At 71.6% G+C, this 17598-nt stretch carries 14 protein-coding genes; 3 read left to right on the forward strand and 11 right to left on the reverse strand.

The genetic code is table 11. The features are described 5' to 3' along the window. Positions 1–178: 178 nt before the first annotated feature. A complete protein-coding gene (cofD, locus tag ACTOQ2_RS07625) occupies positions 179–1195 on the forward strand; it encodes a 2-phospho-L-lactate transferase (protein WP_440098993.1) in 1017 nt (338 codons plus the stop codon). After that, positions 1192–2511 (forward strand): coenzyme F420-0:L-glutamate ligase, encoded by a 1320-nt coding sequence (locus ACTOQ2_RS07630; RefSeq protein WP_440098994.1) that lies wholly within the window; start codon positions 1192–1194, stop codon positions 2509–2511. The genes cofD and ACTOQ2_RS07630 overlap by 4 nt, the downstream gene beginning before the upstream one ends. Before the next feature lie 64 nt (positions 2512–2575). Here the strand turns inward: ACTOQ2_RS07630 and ACTOQ2_RS07635 are convergent, their stop codons facing one another. From ACTOQ2_RS07635 to ACTOQ2_RS07670, 8 genes are all read right to left on the reverse strand, one after another. After that, complete coding sequence (locus ACTOQ2_RS07635; RefSeq protein WP_440098995.1) at positions 2576–3436, reverse strand: tetratricopeptide repeat protein; 861 nt, start codon at positions 3434–3436, stop codon at positions 2576–2578. 104 nt (positions 3437–3540) lie between these two features. Then, complete coding sequence (locus ACTOQ2_RS07640) at positions 3541–5295, reverse strand: substrate-binding and VWA domain-containing protein (RefSeq protein ID WP_440098996.1); 1755 nt, start codon at positions 5293–5295, stop codon at positions 3541–3543. An 87-nt stretch (positions 5296–5382) separates the two neighbouring features. Then, a complete protein-coding gene (locus ACTOQ2_RS07645; RefSeq protein ID WP_440098997.1) occupies positions 5383–8004 on the reverse strand; it encodes a bifunctional FO biosynthesis protein CofGH in 2622 nt (873 codons plus the stop codon). A gap of 345 nt (positions 8005–8349) precedes the next feature. Then, the gene (locus ACTOQ2_RS07650) at positions 8350–9255 is read right to left on the reverse strand and encodes a DNA-3-methyladenine glycosylase family protein (RefSeq protein WP_440098998.1); all 906 of its coding nucleotides are present in this window, start codon (positions 9253–9255) and stop codon (positions 8350–8352) included. Positions 9256–9278: 23 nt separating this feature from the next. Then, a complete protein-coding gene (locus ACTOQ2_RS07655; protein WP_440098999.1) occupies positions 9279–10358 on the reverse strand; it encodes a sugar phosphate nucleotidyltransferase in 1080 nt (359 codons plus the stop codon). A gap of 32 nt (positions 10359–10390) precedes the next feature. Then, positions 10391–11512 carry a glycosyltransferase family 4 protein gene (locus ACTOQ2_RS07660; RefSeq protein ID WP_440067489.1) on the reverse strand — a complete coding sequence of 374 codons (1122 nt, stop codon included), beginning with the start codon at positions 11510–11512 and terminating at the stop codon, positions 10391–10393. A gap of 91 nt (positions 11513–11603) precedes the next feature. Further along, the gene (locus ACTOQ2_RS07665) at positions 11604–12521 is read right to left on the reverse strand and encodes a lysylphosphatidylglycerol synthase transmembrane domain-containing protein (RefSeq protein ID WP_440099000.1); all 918 of its coding nucleotides are present in this window, start codon (positions 12519–12521) and stop codon (positions 11604–11606) included. A gap of 148 nt (positions 12522–12669) precedes the next feature. Further along, positions 12670–13509: a class I SAM-dependent methyltransferase gene (locus ACTOQ2_RS07670; protein ID WP_440099001.1), complete on the reverse strand. Its 840-nt coding sequence runs from the start codon at positions 13507–13509 to the stop codon at positions 12670–12672. A gap of 127 nt (positions 13510–13636) precedes the next feature. Here ACTOQ2_RS07670 and ACTOQ2_RS07675 point away from each other — a divergent pair, with 127 nt between their 5' ends. Continuing rightward, the gene (locus ACTOQ2_RS07675; protein WP_440099002.1) at positions 13637–14593 is read left to right on the forward strand and encodes a lysylphosphatidylglycerol synthase domain-containing protein; all 957 of its coding nucleotides are present in this window, start codon (positions 13637–13639) and stop codon (positions 14591–14593) included. Here the strand turns inward: ACTOQ2_RS07675 and ACTOQ2_RS07680 are convergent. The 3 genes from ACTOQ2_RS07680 to ACTOQ2_RS07690 all read right to left on the reverse strand — a co-directional run bounded on the left by ACTOQ2_RS07680 (position 14557) and on the right by ACTOQ2_RS07690 (position 17474). Next, positions 14557–15636, reverse strand: coding sequence for a glycosyltransferase family 4 protein (locus tag ACTOQ2_RS07680; protein ID WP_440099003.1), 1080 nt, complete (start codon positions 15634–15636; stop codon positions 14557–14559). The genes ACTOQ2_RS07675 and ACTOQ2_RS07680 overlap by 37 nt on opposite strands. Then, the gene (locus ACTOQ2_RS07685) at positions 15636–16529 is read right to left on the reverse strand and encodes a glycosyltransferase family 2 protein (RefSeq protein ID WP_350973122.1); all 894 of its coding nucleotides are present in this window, start codon (positions 16527–16529) and stop codon (positions 15636–15638) included. The genes ACTOQ2_RS07680 and ACTOQ2_RS07685 overlap by 1 nt, the downstream gene beginning before the upstream one ends. A gap of 105 nt (positions 16530–16634) precedes the next feature. After that, entirely contained in the window at positions 16635–17474 is an 840-nt protein-coding gene (locus ACTOQ2_RS07690; protein ID WP_440099004.1) for a permease-like cell division protein FtsX, read from the reverse strand. Between the last annotated feature and the right edge of the window lie 124 nt (positions 17475–17598).

Consider the following 17598-nt stretch of genomic DNA (forward strand, 5'->3'; position numbering starts at 1 on the left):
AGGAAGCCCACCAACCCCATAAGTGCTCCATTACACCCTATAAGCCCACATTTCGGGCGGCCAATCAGGCGATCCGGCCAGGGCGGACACCTCTCATAACGATCATGAAAAGACTACTGTGAACCGCCCGCGGACACCCCGCCGACAGGCTTGGTGACCTAGTGGAACACTGGACGGCATGCGCATCGTGTCCCTCGCCGGCGGCATCGGCGGCGCCCGTTTCCTGCGGGGCCTCCTCACCGCGGCCCCCGATTCCGAGATCACCGTCATCGGCAACACCGGTGACGACATCAGCCTCTACGGCCTGCGGGTCTGCCCCGACCTCGACACCGTGATGTACACGCTGGGCGGCGGCATCGACGAGGAGCAGGGCTGGGGACGGCGGCAGGAGTCGCACGTCGTCAAGGAGGAGCTGGCCGCCTACGGCGTCGAACCGCAGTGGTTCGGCCTCGGCGACCGCGACTTCGCCACCCACATCGTGCGCACCCAGATGCTCGACGCCGGATATCCCCTGTCCGCGGTCACCGAGGCGCTGTGCGCCCGCTGGCGGCCGGGCGTACGCCTGATCCCGATGAGCGACGACAGGACCGAGACCCACGTGGTCATCTCCGACGAGCGGGGCCGCCGCGCCGTCCACTTCCAGGAGTGGTGGGTGCGGCTGCGCGCCTCGGTCCCGGCCGAGCAGATCATCCTGGTCGGCGCGGACGAGGCCTCCCCCGCCCCCGGCGTGCTGGAGGCGATCGCCGCCGCCGACGCGGTCATCCTCCCGCCGTCCAACCCGGTCGTCAGCATCGGCACGATCCTGCAGATCAAGGGCATCCGCGAGGCCCTGGAGGGCAAGACCGTCGTCGGCGTCTCGCCCATCGTCGGCGGCGCCCCCGTCCGGGGCATGGCCGACGCCTGCCTGACCGCGATCGGCGTGGAGACCACCGCGCAGGCGGTCCTCGAACTGTACGGATCGCCGCTGGTGGACGGCTGGCTGGTCGCGGAGGAGGACGCCGGGGTGGCCCTCGGCGGCGTCGAGGTCGAGGCCCGTCCGCTGATCATGCACGACGTCGAGTCCGCCGCCGCCATCGCCCGCGCCGCCCTGGACATGGCCATGCGGCTCGCGGGCCGGGACACCGGCCCTCAGGCGCCGTACGAGCGCTCCCCCGTCGCGGACGAGACCTCGGCCCGTGAGGAGGGTTCGCGATGAGCAGGCTCAGGCGCGGGCGGGAGGAGCCCGCCGACGTCAGGCTGGAGATCTTCGCCGTCCCCGGCATCCCCGAGGTGCGCGAGGGCGACGACGTCGGGGAGCTGATCGCCACGGCCATGCCCGACCTGCGCGACGGCGACATCCTCGTGGTCACCTCGAAGATCTCCAGCAAGGCCGAGGGCCGGGTGCTGCGCGGCGTGAGCCGCGCCGAGGCGGTCGGCACGGAGACGAGACGGGTGGTGGCCCGCAGGGGTGAAACCGTGATCGCCGAGACGGCGCACGGGTTCGTCATGGCCGCCGCCGGGGTCGACGCCTCCAACACCCGCCCCGGCACGGTCGTCCTGCTGCCCGCCGACCCGGACGCCTCCGCCTCGGCCGTGCGGGCGCGCGTCAGGGAGCTGCTCGGCGTGTCGGTCGGCGTGGTCGTCTCCGACACCTTCGGCCGCCCGTGGCGCAACGGCCAGACCGACATGGCCGTCGGCCTCGCGGGGGTGACCCCCGCGCTCGACTACCGGGGCATGTCCGACGACCACGGCAACGCGCTCGAGGTCACCCTGACCGCCGTCGCCGACGAGTTCGCGGCCGCCGCGGACCTGGTCAAGGGGAAGGTCGCGCAGACCCCGGTGGCGGTGATCAGAGGTCTGGCGGAGTACACCACCGAGGATGACGGGCCGGGGGTCGGCGAGTTGCTCCGCCCTTCCGCCGACGACATGTTCCGGTACGGTTCGCGCGACGTGGTCTTCGCCCGCAGGACCGTCCGCGAGTTCTCCGCGGACCCCGTGGACGGCGACAAGGTCCGCAGGGCGGTCGACGCCGCGATCGCCGCGCCCGCCCCGCACCACACCACCCCGTGGCGGTTCGTCCTGCTGGAGTCCGCCGGGACCCGCGAGAAGCTGCTCGACGCCATGCGGGAGGCCTGGATCGCCGACCTGCGCGGTGACGGCTTCTCGGAGGAGTCGATCGTCAAACGGGTCAGGCGGGGTGACGTGCTGCGCGCGGCCCCGTACCTGGCGGTGCCCTGCCTGGTGATGGACGGCTCGCACACCTACCGCGACGACCGGCGCAACGCGGCCGAGCGGGAGATGTTCGTGGTCGCGACCGGTGCGGGAGTGCAGAACTTCCTGGTCCAGCTCGCGGTAGAGGGCCTGGGCTCGGCCTGGGTGTCGTCCACCATGTTCTGCCGCGACGTGGTCCGCGAGGTCCTCGGCCTGCCCGCGGACTGGGACCCGATGGGCGCCGTCGCCATCGGCCACCCCGCCGCCCCGCCCAGGGATCGCGCCCCCAGGCGGGCGGCGGACTTCATCGTCGTCCGCTAGAACTTCGTCAACGTCGTCGTCCGCCGTCGTCCACCGGACCCGCCTGGGACCCGGTCCCGGCGGGTCAGCCCTCCGCGTCCCCTTCGAGTTCCATCGCCCGGTTGATGTCGACGAGCGAGTCCTCGTAGCGGCCGAGGGAGCGCAGGACCTCGCCCCTGCGGATGTAGGCCCAGGTGTATTCGGGGTCGATCTCGATCGCCCTGCTGAGATCGGCCACCGACTCCTCGTTCCGCCCGATCTCGTGCAGGACCGCGCCGCGGCTCGCCAGGGCACGGTCGTTGTCGGGCTCCAGTTGGAGGGCGTGGTTCAGGTCTCCGAGCGCCTCGTCGAACGCGTCCATCATGCGGTGCGTCTCCCCGCGCGAGACGAGCGCCCAGACGCTGTTCGGCTCCAGGCTCAGGGCGTGGGAGAAATCCGTGATCGCGTCCGCGTAGCGGTCCATCTGGTAGTACAGGTCGCCGCGCGCGTTGTACAGGTCGGCGTCCTCGGGAGCGAGCATTATGGCCCGCATCAGGTCGGTCTCCGCGTCGTCGTACCGCTCGAGCCCGCGCAGCAGCCTCGCCCTGTCGCCGAGGATCCAGACCTGGTCCGGGGTCAGCTCGATCGCGCGGTCGAAGTCTGCCAGGGCCTCAGCGGACCGGTGGAGCGCCGCGTGGGCCTGTCCCCGGCTGCCGATCGCGAACGCGTACTCCGGATCGATCTCGATCGCGCGGTCGAAGTCGGCGACGGCCTCCTCGAACCGCTCCATCCTCCGGTACAGCTCGCCCCGGTTGGCCCACGCGATGTCGTCGGCGGGGTCGAGCCGTAGTACCTCGGTCAGGTCCGCGGCGGCCTCCTCGAAGCGCTCCATCTCCGTGTAGGTCTTGGCACGCTCGATGAGCAGCCTCCGCCGCTGCCCGCCGCCCCCTGAACTCGCCTCGCTCACTCGCCCGGCCCTCTCTCTAGATCATCAGCGATCGTAGGCGCTATGCCCCGATAAATCAGCACATTTCACCACGTCCGCTTGGTCGTAGGCGAAGCGAAAGACGCTCAGGCGGGGGTGCGGCAGGTGGGGTGGCACAGCCGCCTGGCGAGGGCGGACAGGAAGACGTCGATGATCTCCTCCGGGCCCTGGGCGACGTGCAGGGAGCCGTTGGTGACGGAGGTGACCTGGGTGAGGGCGGCGCGGTCGAGGTCGGTGCCGAAGGCGAGGACGACGACCTGGACCGGCGCCTCGGGGTCCCACTCCTCGCGCAGCGCCCGCACCAGGCCGGTGCCCGAGACGCCCTTGCCGTCGTCCTTTCCCGCCGTGATGACGACGAGGGTGTTGTTCATGTCCTCGTCGTAGACCTTGGTCATCTCCCGGAACCCGGCGAGGATCGAGTCGTACAGGGCGCTGGGCTCCTTGGGGGCGGCGCGCAGGGTGCGGGTCAGCTCCTCCAGGCGGCCGCGCCGGACGACCTGCCCACCGTCGGGCTCGACGACCGGGCCGATGCGCACCCGCTCGCGCTGGTCCCTGCCCTTGGCCGAGGAGAAGTCCCACAGGCCCATGTGGGTGGAGTCGGGGAACAGCTGCAGGCCGAGCCTGGCGGCCTCCAGGGCGACGGTCAGCCTGGTCTTCCCCTTCTGTCCCCTGATCGGCTCCGCCATGTGCCTGCCGGTGTCGGTCATGACCAGGATGTTGGTCGGCGGGGCGAGCCTGCTCCACGCCTCCAGCGCCTCGTCGATCATGGCGGGCAGGATGGTCGGGCGGGTGCGGGGTGCCTCGGTGGGGATCTCGGGACCGGGCGAGTACGGGCCCAGGGAGCCGTCGGCCGAGCGGAACCCCGCCCTGCGGGCCCCCTCCTGGGTCTCCGGGGAGCGCAGCCAGGCGGCGAAGGCCCGCGACCCGCTCGCCTTCGCCTCGTTGGAGGAGGTGACCACGTACGGGTAGTCGAGGTTGATCGTCCCTTCGCGGGGGTGCAGGGCGACCACCGGGTCGTCGGAGGGCAGGCGGTTGTGCGCCCACACCGCCGACTCCGGCACGATCACCACCGGCCGCTTCCAGAAGGAGCGGTCGTCGACGGTGGCGAGCATGCTCCGGTAGTCGGGTGCCGACCCCGCCTGCGCCCAGCGGACGAACGCGGTGAGCGCCCGGTCGGCCTCGGGGCCGCTGCCGACCACGTCCCTGGCCGCGGCCACGGTGGCGATCCCGGCCCCCGCGAGCGACGGGTCGGGGACGCGGACCACGTCGGGCTCGTTCTCGTTCGGCCGGATCCGGCCGCGGGTGGTCGAGGGGAAGACCATCCGCCAGTTCATGTCGGTCCTGCCCATGGCGAAGCGCCGGGCGAGGGACTTGCGGGTGGCAAAGACCAGGGGCGAGGTCGCCACGACGGTCTCGGTCCCGGCCAGGTTCGCGGCCCCCTGCTTGCGGGCGAGGCGGATCCAGGCCGAGGAGTCGGAGATCCAGCCGTCGGGGCGGCGGCTGAGCACCCCCGCGGTGCCGCCGAGCAGGGTCCGCAGCACGGTGGCGGGCGGCTGCTCGGTCACCTGCACCAGCACGCACCGGCCGTCGACGCCCGTCCGGCTCCGGTTGAACCGCCCCGCCGCCTCCATGACGGCCGGGGCGATGTCGATGGCGGCGGCGACGCCGACCAGCACCGGGTCGCGGGCCGAGCACGAGTTCCCCACCCGGCCGGACACCAGGGCGACACCGCCCACCAGGGCGACCGCGATCGCGACCGCCGCCAGCGACAGGCGCAGGCGAGCCTGCCGCCGGCGCCGCTCGATGCCGGCGGCCACACGGTGTCGACCGGAGGAGGACAAACCCGCACCTCTCCCTACATATGCCTACAAGGGAATGATGATTGTGCCCACGAACCTCTCACGAAAGACGGACAGATGTAGAACTCGTTATAATTTTGCCGACGGCTCCAGGGAGAGCAGCGGGAGGGCGTCGGGGCGGACATCGGGGCGGACGCTGCGACAGACGCCGTCGCTCGCCCTGGCCGCGGCCACCCGCTCGGCGTCCGGCACGCCGTAGGAGGTGGTCCGCTGCCGGACCGGCCTCCCGGTCGGGGCGACCATGGCCTCGATCTCGCTGATCGTCTTGAACGAACCGTTCTCCGACCCGGCCATCCTGCTGATCGTCTCCTCCATCAGCGTGCCGCCGAGGTCGTTGACCCCGCCCAGCAGCACCTCGCGGCAGAGCCCGTCCTGGAGCTTCACCCACGAGCACTGGATGTTGGCGATCGCGCCGTGCAGCAGGACGCGGGCCAGCGCGTGCACGGCCCGGTTCTCCCGCGCCGTCGGCCCGGGACGGGCGATCCCCGCCAGGTAGATGGGCGCGCTGTGGTGGACGAACGGCAGCAGCACGAACTCGGAGAACCCGCCGGTCTCCTCCTGGATGCGGCGGATCAGCCGGATGTGCTGCACCCAGTGCGCGTGGTTGTCGACGTGGCCGTACATCATCGTGGAGGTCGTCGGGATGCCGACCCGGTGCGCGGTGGAGATCACCTCGACCCACTCCCTGGTGGGAAGCTTGCCCTTGGTCAGCACCCAGCGGACGTCGTCGTCGAGGATCTCGGCCGCGGTGCCCGGGAGCGAGTCGACGCCCGCCTCCCTCGCGGCGACCAGCCAGTCCTCGATGGACAGGTTGGTGCGGCTGGCGCCGTTGATCACCTCCATCGGCGAGAACGCGTGGACGTGCATCTCCGGCACCCTGGCCTTGACCGCCCTGGCGATGTCGAAGTACGCGGTGCCGGGCATGTCGGGGTGGATGCCGCCCTGCATGCACACCTCGGTCGCCCCGGCCTGCCACCCCTCCCAGGCGCGGTCGGCGACCTGCTCCAGCGAGAGGGTGTAGGAGTCGGCGTCGGTACGGCGCTGCGCGAAGGCGCAGAAGCGGCAGCCGGTGTAGCAGACGTTGGTGAAGTTGATGTTCCGGTTCACCACGTAGGTGACGTCGTCGCCGGCCGCCTCCCGGCGCAGGCCGTCGGCGATCCGGCAGAGCTCGTCCAGCGCCGCGTCGTCGGCGCCCACCCCGTTCTGGTCCCCGGCGAGGTCCAGCAGGACGAGCGCCTGGGCGTCGCTCAGCCCCGCCGGGTCGCTCTCGGCCTGCCTCAGCGCCTCCCGCACGTCGCCCCGCACGATCGAGGAGGCGGCGGGCAGACGCTCCCTGAGCGCCTCCCAGTCGCCGTACACGTTGTCGAAGTCGTCGCGGCGGTCGGCGCTGCGGCCCTCGGTGTCGACGGCCGTGTGCAGGTCGACGCGGCCCACGGAGACGAAACCGCCGTCCGGCTCCTGCCAGGGGCGGCCGGTCAGGACCGCGTCCTCGCGGGCGAGCCCGGTCTCCGGGTCCGCCAGGGCGGCCACGTGCGCGTTGAGCCTCGGGTCGAGCCAGGGCTCCCCCGCCAGCACGAACTCGGGGTAGATGGTGAGCCGCTCGCGCAGCGCGAACCCGGCGGCGGCCGTACGGGCGGCGAGGTCGTCGATCTGCGGCCAGGGACGCTCGGGGTTGACGTGGTCGGGCGTGAGCGGCGAGACGCCGCCCCAGTCGTCGATGCCCGCCCTGATCATCAGCTCGTACTCGGAGTCGACCAGGTTCGGCGGGGCCTGCACCCTCATCTTCGGCCCCAGCACCAGCCGGGTCACCGCGATGGTCGCGGCCAGCTCCTGCAGGTCGGCGTCCGGCATGCCACGCATCGCGGTGTCCGGCTTGGCGCGGAAGTTCTGGACGATGATCTCCTGGATGCCGCCGTACTCGCGCGCCACCTTGCGCAGCGCGAACAGCGACTCGGCGCGGTCCTCGATCGTCTCCCCGATGCCGATGAGGATGCCGCTGGTGAACGGCACGTTCGTCCGCCCGGCGTCCTCCAGCACGCGCAGCCGCACGGCGGGGTCCTTGTCGGGCGAGCCGTGGTGCGCCTGCCCCTTCTCCTCGAAGAGCCGCCGCGAGGTCGTCTCCAGCATCATGCCCATGGAGGGCGCGACCGGCTTGAGCCGCTGCAGGTCCTGCCAGGTCATCACGCCCGGGTTCAGGTGCGGCAGCAGCCCGGTCTCCTCCAGCACCCGCACGGCCATCGCGCGGACGTAGGACAGCGTGTCGTCGTAGCCGTGCGCGTCCAGCCACTCGCGGGCCTGGTGCCAGCGGTCCTCCGGCCGGTCACCCAGGGTGAACAGCGCCTCCTTGCACCCCATCGCCGCACCCTGCCTGGCGATCTCCAGCACCTCGTCGGGGCTCAGGAACAGGCTTTCCAGCTTGTGCGGCGCGGTGGCGAACGTGCAGTATCCGCAGCGGTCGCGGCAGAGCCGGGTCAGGGGGATGAAGACCTTGCGGCTGTAGGTGATGATCCCTTGCCGCCCGACCGCCTCCAGGCCCGCGTCCCGCACCCTCCCGGCGTGGTCGAGGAGGGTCTCCAGATGTTCGTCCCGTGCGTGCAGCAGGACGGTGGCTTCGGCGGTATCGAGAGCTTTGCCGTCGCGGGCCCTGGCCAGAGCCCGGCGCATCGCGTTGTCGGTGGGGTTAGCGCTCATGACGGAACAGTACGGCGCGAGACGAACGTGTGGGGCGGCGGGTGCCCCTCGCGGACCGGGGACCCGACACTTCAGATCTCCTAAAGCGTACGGTCAAGCAAGTCTCGATAGACGTAAATACTTGCAGGTGCATAAATTAGAGATGTCCACAGAAACCCCGCATTCGCGGGGAATCCACCCGGATCCTCCGAGGAAACCCCTCGGACCCCACCCGGCAGGAGCCGAAAATGATCGCATTGCTCATCGTCCTCGTCGCCGTCGCCGTCCTCGCCCCGCTGATCGGCGCCGACACGCGCGACAGCCTCGACTGGCATCGCGACGAACCGTCCCCCGACGAGGGAGCGCTCAGAACGACCGGTAGTCGCGCGCGGGCGTTCTCGGCCCGCGAGCGGGTGGCCGCACACCGCCCAACCCCAGCAGCCGGCTGACCCGGTGCCGGTGCCCCCGGTAGGGAGCGAGCAGCCGCAGCATCCGCGCGTCGTCCACCCGCTCGCCGCTGAGCGACCAGCCGACCAGCGACGGCAGGTGGAAGTCGCCCACCGAGACGGCGTCCGCGTCGCCGTGCGAGCGCTGGCGCACCTCGGCGGACGTCCACACCCCGATCCCGGGCAGCGCCCTCAACAGCCGATCGGCGTCGGCGCTGCCCTCGATCGCCTCCAGCTTCCCCGCGTGCCGGGCGGCGTTCGCGATCGTACGGGCCCGCACCGCCTCCGCCCCCGCGCGGTGCCAGTCCCACGACGGGATCGACCGCCATACCTCGGGCTCGGGGAAGACCCTCATCCCCTCGGGCGCGGGACCCGGCGCGGGCTCGCCGTAGCGGCCCAGCAGCCACCGCCACGCCCGCCACGCCTCGGTGGAGACCACCTTCTGCTCCAGCACGGCCGGGACCAGCGCCTCGAACACCCGCGACGTCCTGCCGATCCTGAGCCCCGGATAGCGTCTCGCCGCGTTCCGCAGCACCATCGGCCAATCGTGGCCCGGAACGAACCCCGACACGTCGTCACCGGCGCCGAGCAGCGCGGGAAGCGTCTCCAGCATCCACTCCGCCCCCGGCCCCCACGCGGCGGCCGCCACCTGTCCGCCCGTTGAGGCCACGCGCAGCGTCCCCGGCCCGTCGGGTGTGCGCGAGGTCCGCCAGAAGACCCCGCCGGGCGCCGTCCTCAGGGTGGGGTCGCCGCTCCCGCGCCGGTGCGGGTCGAGGGCCAGCGCCAGGTCGACCGGCCACGGCGGGCACCACTCACGTTCCCTCACGAAGGTACCCGCGCCGCGAACGGTCAGATGTCGCTGGAGAAGCGGATCGCGAACTCGGGGAGCACGACGCCCGGCCAGACCCGGCTGCCCGCGATCAGCTCGTTCCCCGAACCGACCACGGCGCCGTCGCCGAGGACCACGTCCCTCAGGACCGCTCCAGCGTTGACCCGCGCGCCGATGCCGACCACCGAGTCGACCACGACCGCGCCCGAGTGCACGACGCAGTCGTCTCCGAGCACGCTGCCGCTGATCTGCGCCTCCGACTCCACGATCGCGCGGGCGCCGATCACGGAACCGCCGGAGACCTTGGCCGCGGGCGAGATCATGGCACCGGGCAGGGCGAGGAAGTCACCGGTGGGCCCCGGCAGGGCGGGCGAGGCGAGACGGCCGAGCACCAGGTCGCGGGAGCCCTTCACGAAGGCGGCGGGCGTGCCCACGTCGAGCCAGTAGGAGGCGTCGGCGTAGCCGAGCACCAGGGAGCCGTCCTCGATCAGGCCGGGGAAGGTCTCGCGCTCGACCGAGACGACCTCGCCCGCCGGGATCGTGTCGATCACCGAGCGGGTGAAGACGTAACACCCGGCGTTGATCCGGTTGGTGACCGGGGTGGGGGTCTTCTCCAGGAAGGCGGTCACCCGCCCGTCCTCGTCGGTCGGCACGCACCCGAAGCGCGAGGGATCCTCCACCTCGGTCAGGTGCAGGGTGACGGCGGCCTTCCTGGCGACGTGCGCCGCGACCTGCTCGCCGATGTCGTGACCGGACAGGATGTCACCGTTGAGCACCAGCACCGGGGCGTCGGGGCCGCAGGTCAGCGCCTCGGCCGCGTTGCGGATGGCCCCGCCGGTGCCGAGCGGGACCTCCTCCGTCATGTATTCGAGCGAGAGGCCGAACGCCTCGCCGTTCCCGAAGGCCTCGGAGAACATCTCCGCCCGGTAGGAGGTGGCGAACACGATGCGCCGCACGCCGGAGGCCCTCGCCTTGGCGAGCTGGTGCGCCAGGAAGGGAACCCCGGCCGTGGGCAGCAGGGGTTTCGGGGTGCCGAGCGTCATCGGGCGCAGGCGCGTCCCTCGTCCACCGACAAGGAGGATCGCCTCTAGATCGGGCAAGGGGGTCTCCATCATTCCGCGAGGTTAGCTCACTACTCGGCCGCGCGCTGGTAGGAGAGCAGGTGCGCCTCGGCCGAGGCGTCCCAGGTGAACTCCTTGGCGCGGGCGATCCCGGCCACGGACAGCGTCCCCCTGCGCTCGGGCGACGAGAGCAGCGTGCGCAGCGCCTCGGCGATGCTCTCGGCGTCGGGCTCGGTGTAGGCGACCGCGTCGCCGCCCACCTCGGGCAATGAGGTGCGGTGGGTGGTGAGCACCGGCGCGCCGCAGGCCATGGCCTCCAGCACCGGCAGCCCGAAACCCTCGCCCCGCGACGGGAAGGCCGCGACCACCGCCCCGCCGAGAAAGCCGCACAGGTCGGCGAACGACAGGAAACCGGGACGGAGCACCCGCACGGTCGAGGGGACCTCCTCCACCGCGGCGTCCACCTCGGCGTCGCGGATGCCCCCGGCGAGCACCAGAGCGGGCGGCTCCGGGATGTTCTCGACGGCGCGGACGAAGCCGCGGATCAGGTTTGGCACGTTCTTACGCGGCTCCAGCGGGCCGAGGAAGGCCACGTACGGGGTGCCGTGCAGGCCGAGCCGGTCGGAGGCGTGCGTGATCTCGCGCTCGGACGGCGGGTGGAACAGCGCCGGGTCGACACCGTGGTAGGCGACGTCGATGCGGGTCGGATCGGCCGAGAGGATCCTGATCAGCTCGTCCCTGGTCGCCTTGGAGGGCACGATCACCCGGGTGGCGTGCCGGACCGCGGTGCGGGTCGCGGCGCGGAAGAACGCCGCCTTGACCGCGTCGTGCTGCAGTGGCTCGGTGAAGCAGGTGAGGTCGTGAACGGTCGCCACGGTCGGCAGACCCGAGCTCAGCGGTATCGAGTAGTAAGGGGCGTGGATGACCTGGGCGCCGACCTGCCGGGCGAGGAACGGCAGACCCGTCTGCTCCCACGTCAGGCGCGCGGCCCGGTTGGTGATCCCGTGAGGCCCCGGCACGATCCGCGCGGAAGGTGCCAGGCCGGCGTATCTGGCGGCGTCGGCGCGCTGGCAGACGACCGCGAGGTCGGCGCCCGCCCTGTCCAGTGCGGCGACGAGTCCGTCGACATACCTGATCAGCGCACCGCGATCGGCCGGAACCGCGGCCGCGTCGACGAGCACTCTCGGCGGCAAGAAGGATCGCTCCCCTCATGATCCACGGCGGGACGACCGTCCCCTTCCTCTGTTTACTCTATTGCCAGACTCTCCGGAACCGTGGGGGAAATCACACTGCTTTTCCCGAAGCGTGGTCCTTCCGGGACCCCTCGGCGCGGCGCGCGACCAGACCCGCGAGACCCGCGCAGAGGAGATCGCCGAGGATGATCACGATCCGGGAGCAGAGCGCCGCCGCGATGGCCGACCCCTGGTCCAGAACCGGCGCCAGGACGGCCACCATCGCCACCTCGCGCACCCCCGCGCCCGCCGGGACGACGAACGTCATGATCCCCAGGCACCACGACAGCGCGAACGCGCCGATCGAGAACAGGACCGCGGGCAGTCCGGAGGATCCGAGATCGTGGACGATCGCCGCCAGGTGCAGCCCGTACGCGATCCAGCCGAGCAGTGCCCAGCCCAGCGCGGTGAGCATGCCCCTGCGGGTGAGCGGGCGCTCCAGCGGCTCGCGCCTGAGCTTCCGCAGCCCGAACCCGAGGACCGCGTTGACCACCCTCGGCTCGAAGGCCACCGCGAGCACCGGGATCAGCAGGAACACCCACGCGTACGGCGCCACCGACCCCGGCAGCGCCGCCAGCAGGGTCACCCCCGAGACCACCAGCCCGCTGCCGAGCTGCACCGGCAGCGTCAGGAAGAACGCCGCCGCGCTCCGCGACCGGGGCACGCCCAGCTCCCGGCCCATCTCCATCTGGGCGATCACCGGCCACAGCGAGCCCGGGATGTACTTGCCCAGCTGGCCCACGAAGAAGACCTTCGCCCCGTCGCGCAGGGGCAGCGGCGAGCCCAGGTCGGCCAGCAACGCCCGCCACGTCATCATCCCGCCGCACAGCGCGGCGAGCACCGCGACCAGCGACAGCGCGAGCGACGTCCACGACAGCCGGGCGAACCCCGCGCGGATCTCCTCCCACTGGCCCGCCACCACCCACGCGCCGAACCCGAGCGCGACGAGCAGGAAGGCGACACGGACCACCCGCCTCAGGGTGGACCTGCCGGATCCGGTGCCCGCGGTCACCGAGGACCCGCCGGAGTCGTGGCCGGCGCCGTACCGGATCCGGCGGTCACGGCGCGTCGCCCGGCGCGATGACCGCGGAAAGGCCCACCGTAGGCCCGTGGAGAGCTCACAGGGGACGTACCGGCTCTGGCGGCCGGGGCAGGGAGGGGCCGGCCGGGCGGCGGTCGCCCTTGGTCGCCACCCACAGGTAGGTGGGCACCACCGGCAGCAGGGCCCGCAGCACCGGGCGGGGCAGCCTCGAAAGCACCCCGCCGGCCACCCGTCCCACCAGGCCGGGGAAGAGCTCGTTCCCGGCGAACGCGGCCGGGGTGGCGAGCACGGGGAAGGTGTAGTCCCACACCCGCAGGCCGCGCACCATCCTCCGCAGGCCCCGGCGGGTCCGGTAGCGCTCGTAGTAGCTGTCGGCCCGGCCGGAGAGCCGCACGTAGCGGTCGGCGAGCGCGGGCGGCAGGTAGGACAGGAACGGCAGCTTGTAGTGCGGCTCCATCACCCCGAGCCGGTTGCCCAGCCCCAGGTAGAGGACGCCGTCGTCGGAGAGCACCCGGCGCATCTCGGCCATGATCGCGTCCGGGTCGACCACGTGCTCGTAGATGTGGTTGAAGACCAGCACGTCGACCGAACCGTCGGGGAAGGGCAGCGCGGTGCCGTCGGCGCACACGAACTCGACCCGCTCGCCGAACCTCTGGGACGCCTTGCGCAGGCCCGGCACGTCGATGTCGACGCCGAAGGTGTGGCTCGCGCCCGCCGCGGCCAGCTCGTCGGCGATGAAGCCCGCCGAGCAGCCGATGTCGGCGACCGTCAGACCGGCGAGGACGTCCTTGTCCCTGCCGAGGAAGTGCCCGAGCACCGCGACGATCTTCGCGGCCTTCCTGCGGCGCTTCTCCTCGTCCAGCATCGCCGCCTGGAACTCGGAGTACTCAAGCTGCGCGACCCGCTCGGCGCTCATCACTCGCTCACCGTTCCTCTTCTTCCCTCCGCGTGACGCGGTCCGCCACCGCTCCGCCACGCCGCCCAAGAGTACCGGTGACCGGTGACCCTACCGCCGGGTAAGGAGACCGTCGTACCCTGGGCGGATGCTCAGCCGACTGCGGTCAAGCCGCCTCCTGCGGGTGCTGCTCGCGCTGGTCGCGGTGGGTTTCCTCGGCTACGGCCTGGTCAGGAACCGTGACGAGACGGCGGCCGCGATCTCGCAGCTGTCGTGGTGGTCGCTCGGCGGCTCCTACCTGTCGGTGATGGCCGGGATCGGCGTCATGGTGCTGGCCTGGCGGGCGGTGCTGGCCGGGATGGGCTCGCCGCTCCCCCTCGGGAGCACCGCGAGGGTGTTCTTCGTCGGCCAGCTCGGCAAGTACGTGCCGGGCAGCGTCTGGGCGTACGCCGCGATGATCGAGCTCGGCCGCGACCACGACGTCCCGCCCCGGCGCATGTTCGGCTCTGTCTCCCTCGCCTTGCTGATCTCCCTGGGCTGCGCCCTGCTCGTCGCGGCGGTGACCCTGCGCGAGACCCTGACCCGGGCGGCCCAGGCGTGGTACCTGCTGGCGCTGATCCCCGTCATCGCCGTCTGCCTGCACCCCGCGGTGCTCACCTTCGGGCTCAACCTGGCCCTGCGGGTGGCCCGCCAGGAGCCCCTCGGCCAGGGCCGGTTGCTCAGCGGCAGGGCCGTGCTCGCCGCGGTCGCCCTCACGGTCACCGGCTGGCTGGTGTACGGCCCCCACCTGCTGCTCCCGATGGCCGACCTGGGCGCCTCGGGCGCCTCCCTCTATCCGGTGGCGGTCGGCGCCTACGCGCTGGCCTGGGCGACGGGCATCGTCACGGTGATCGTCCCCGCCGGGATCGGCGTCCGCGAGGGGGCGCTGGTGCTCGCCCTGGCGCCGGTGCTCGACACCCCCAGGGCGCTGGTGGCCGCGGTGGTGTCGAGGGTGATGTTCACCCTGGCCGACCTGAGCTGGGCCGGGATCGGCTTCCTGTGGGGACGCCTCTCCGGCCCCGCGGACCGTCAGCGCGAGGAGCCCGAGACCAGCGTCTCGACGTAGGAGGTCCAGTACGGCTCGGGGTCGACGGCCTTGACCCCGGCACGCAGCCGCTCGGGCTCGCCCGGCCGGTAGAACGCGGCCAGCGCGGCGCGCAGCGCCTCCACCGAGCCCGGCTCGACCAGCAGCCCGTCCACCCCGTCGGTGACGTGGTCGCCGAGCGTGCCCGCCCGGCTGGCGACGACCGGCACCCCGTGCTCGTGGCCGAGCCACACCTGCTGGCTCGCCGTCCCGCTCCGGTAGGGCAGGACCAGCGCGTCCACGTCCGCGAACAGCCCCGGCACGTCGGCCGAGGCCACGTACCCCGGCCGCAGCTCCACCCGCCCGTCCAGCCCCAGCTCGGTGGCGAGCGCCCTGGTCGTCTCCTCCAGGCCGCCCCAGAACTCCCCGGCGACCCGCAGCGACACGCCCTCGGGCAACGCGCGCAGCAGCAGGTCCAGCCCCTTGTACGGCCGGACGAGGCCGAAAAACAGCAGCCTGTGGTGCACGCCCTCCTCCGGTCCGCGGCGATCGGCCCCCGATGGAAGGTGCGGCGCCATCTCGGCGACCCGCACGGGCGTGGCGGCCAGTTCGCGGGCCTTGCCCGCCTGCCCCTCGGAGTGGACGAGCACCGCGTCCACCCGGCGCAGCAGCGCCTTCATCAGCGGCGTGTCGTACGGCTTGCGCTCGTGCGGCAGGACGTTGTGGCAGAGCGCCACGACCCGGGTCCGGCGGCGCAGGCCGTACAGGATGCCCAGGTACGGCGGGACCTGCACCGGGCTGAGGACGGCGAGGACGACCAGGTCGGCGCTCCGAAGCCGCCTCCCGGCACGGACCCAGCCGTCCGGGCGGCGCCAGTCGAGGTCGCGCCGGACGTGCGGGAACGGCTCGCCGTCGGGCGTGTCGGCGGTCTGTTTTCCCGGATACAGGAAGGAGGGGTACTGCGCCCGCCACGACTCGATCACCACGTCGTGCCCGGCGGCCCGCAGCCGGTGGGCGAGCTCGGTGGTGTGCGCGGCCCCGCCGCCCTTGTAGGGGTACGTCGGCCCGACGACGGCGATCCGCACTACTCGCTCCTGGAGCGCACGATGAGGTCGGCCAGCAGCGCCAGCGAGCCGATGAGCAGGCCGGATAGGAAGATCACGATGGTGTTGCTGGTCAGGTAGAAGCCGTAGCGGACGATGTCGACGACGCCCTTGACCAGGCCGATGCCGACCAGCCAGAGCGCGGGCGGCATGAGGACCTTGAGCGGGTTGAAGTACATGACCATCCGCAGCACCTGCAGGATGTAGCGGTAGGCGTCGGAGACGAAGCTGAACTTGGACTTGCCCGCCCGCTTGCTGTAGCCGATCGGCAGGTAGTAGACGTCGTGCTGGTTCGACAGGAACGACAGCGTGATCGTCGTGACGCAGGAGAACCCGGGCGGCAGCAGCCTCAGGTAGGGCTTGGCGACCGACTTGCGGAACGCCCGCAGCCCGCTGTTGAGGTCGGGGATCTTCTGCCCGGCCAGCCGCTCGGCCACCTTGCGGATGAACCACTTGGCCGGGACCCGCAGGAACTTGTGCGAGCCCTCCTCGCTGGTCCGCGCGCCCACGACCTGGTCGATCGCCGGGTCCTTCTCCAGGATCTGGATGAGCTCGGGGATGCGCTCGTTCGGGTACGTCATGTCGGCGTCGGTCCACACGACGATCTCGCCGTTCGCCTCCTGGGTGCCGATCCTGCGCACCGTGCCGGAGCCGCCGTTGCGGTGGAAGGCCCTGATCCGCATGTTCGGGAACCTGGGCGCGGCCTCCTGCAGCCTGGCCAGGGTCTCGTCGGTGGAGAAGTCGTCCACCGCCACGAGCTCGTAGGTGTATCCGCTGTGGTCCATCGCCTCGCAGATGCGCTCGACCTCGGCGATGACGTGGTCCTGCTCGTTGTAACACGGCAGGACGATGGTCACGTACGGCGTTGCGTCCACGGCTGATCCACTCTCGGGCTCTCGGGCATGCTCTCGACGGGCGAGGATACTCTGCCCGGACGGGACCCGAGCGCACATCACCTCTTCGGACACGGTCCGGCTCTCTCAGTCGACATCCAGGGGTTCGACCTCACCGACACCCGGCATGCCCTTTACCGCGTCGACGACCGCCCGCGCGGCTCCCGGATCCGCGAGCTTGACGAAATAGCTCTCCGGCAAGGGGCGCGCCGCGGCGAAACCGATGAGGAACGAGTCACGGCTCACCACCAGATGCTCCAGAACCCGGCGAGCATGCGCGGCGTTCTCGAAATAGACGTGCTCGATCCCTTCGAGCGCCATGAGTCCGGCCTCGACAGCCTTCTTCTCCTCCGCCGTCGCCGCTCCCCGGCCCGCGCAAGGATCGGGCTCCTCTTTCGTCTCTCCGGGCTTCTCCTCCGTCTCGTCGGACTCCGCGCCCTCGGGGTCCTCGGGCGGGCACAGCACGATGGAGACGTCGACCTTGCCCTCCCAGAAGTGGTACCCGAAAGCGGCGATATTGGAAACGCCCGGCGTGCCGCCCATGATTGTTCCGAAGGACTCGAAGTCGGCTCGCCGGTGAAGCCTGCCCTTGAACGACTCGGGCAGGTCATCGACTTCGAAGATCGAGGCCATTCTCCAGTCGTCGGCGAACTGATCCACGAGTTTCGCCCATGCCGTCTCCTGGGATTCGAACTCCATTTCCGCCACCTCGGGCATCGCGCGCAGTCTCTCCTCGATCGACCGCCGCTGCTCCGGGGTGACCGCCCGCTTGCGGCACCGCTCGTAGACGTCGTCGTTCTTGCAAAGAGAGACAGTGAACGTCCCGCCCTCAGGCCAGGGGCCGTCCGGCGGCGGAAGCACCCGGACGGAGTTCTGGTAGGCGTACCACCCCGCGGTTCCCGCCACACCGAGCAGCAGGACCGCCACCGCACCGGCCAGCAGGACATGTCGGATCCTGAGGCCTTTTCTGGCGGGGGCCTCCTGCTCGGGGTCTCCGAAGGACAGCTCCTCGACTACGGGGATCTCGTTCCCATCGCCCGAACGAGGAGCC

The organism is Streptosporangium sp. H16 (assembly GCF_051918855.1).
Classification (GTDB): domain Bacteria; phylum Actinomycetota; class Actinomycetes; order Streptosporangiales; family Streptosporangiaceae; genus Streptosporangium.

What these genes read in the sequence shown, in the direction of transcription:
- ACTOQ2_RS07630 (WP_440098994.1), top strand. Translation starts at nt 1,192, where the DNA reads ATGAGCAGGCTCAGGCGCGGGCGGGAGGAGCCCGCCGACGTCAGGCTG.
- ACTOQ2_RS07670 (WP_440099001.1), bottom strand. Translation starts at nt 13,509, where the DNA reads ATGAGCGCCGAGCGGGTCGCGCAGCTTGAGTACTCCGAGTTCCAGGCG.
- cofD (WP_440098993.1), top strand. Translation starts at nt 179, where the DNA reads ATGCGCATCGTGTCCCTCGCCGGCGGCATCGGCGGCGCCCGTTTCCTG.
- ACTOQ2_RS07645 (WP_440098997.1), bottom strand. Translation starts at nt 8,004, where the DNA reads ATGAGCGCTAACCCCACCGACAACGCGATGCGCCGGGCTCTGGCCAGG.
- ACTOQ2_RS07675 (WP_440099002.1), top strand. Translation starts at nt 13,637, where the DNA reads ATGCTCAGCCGACTGCGGTCAAGCCGCCTCCTGCGGGTGCTGCTCGCG.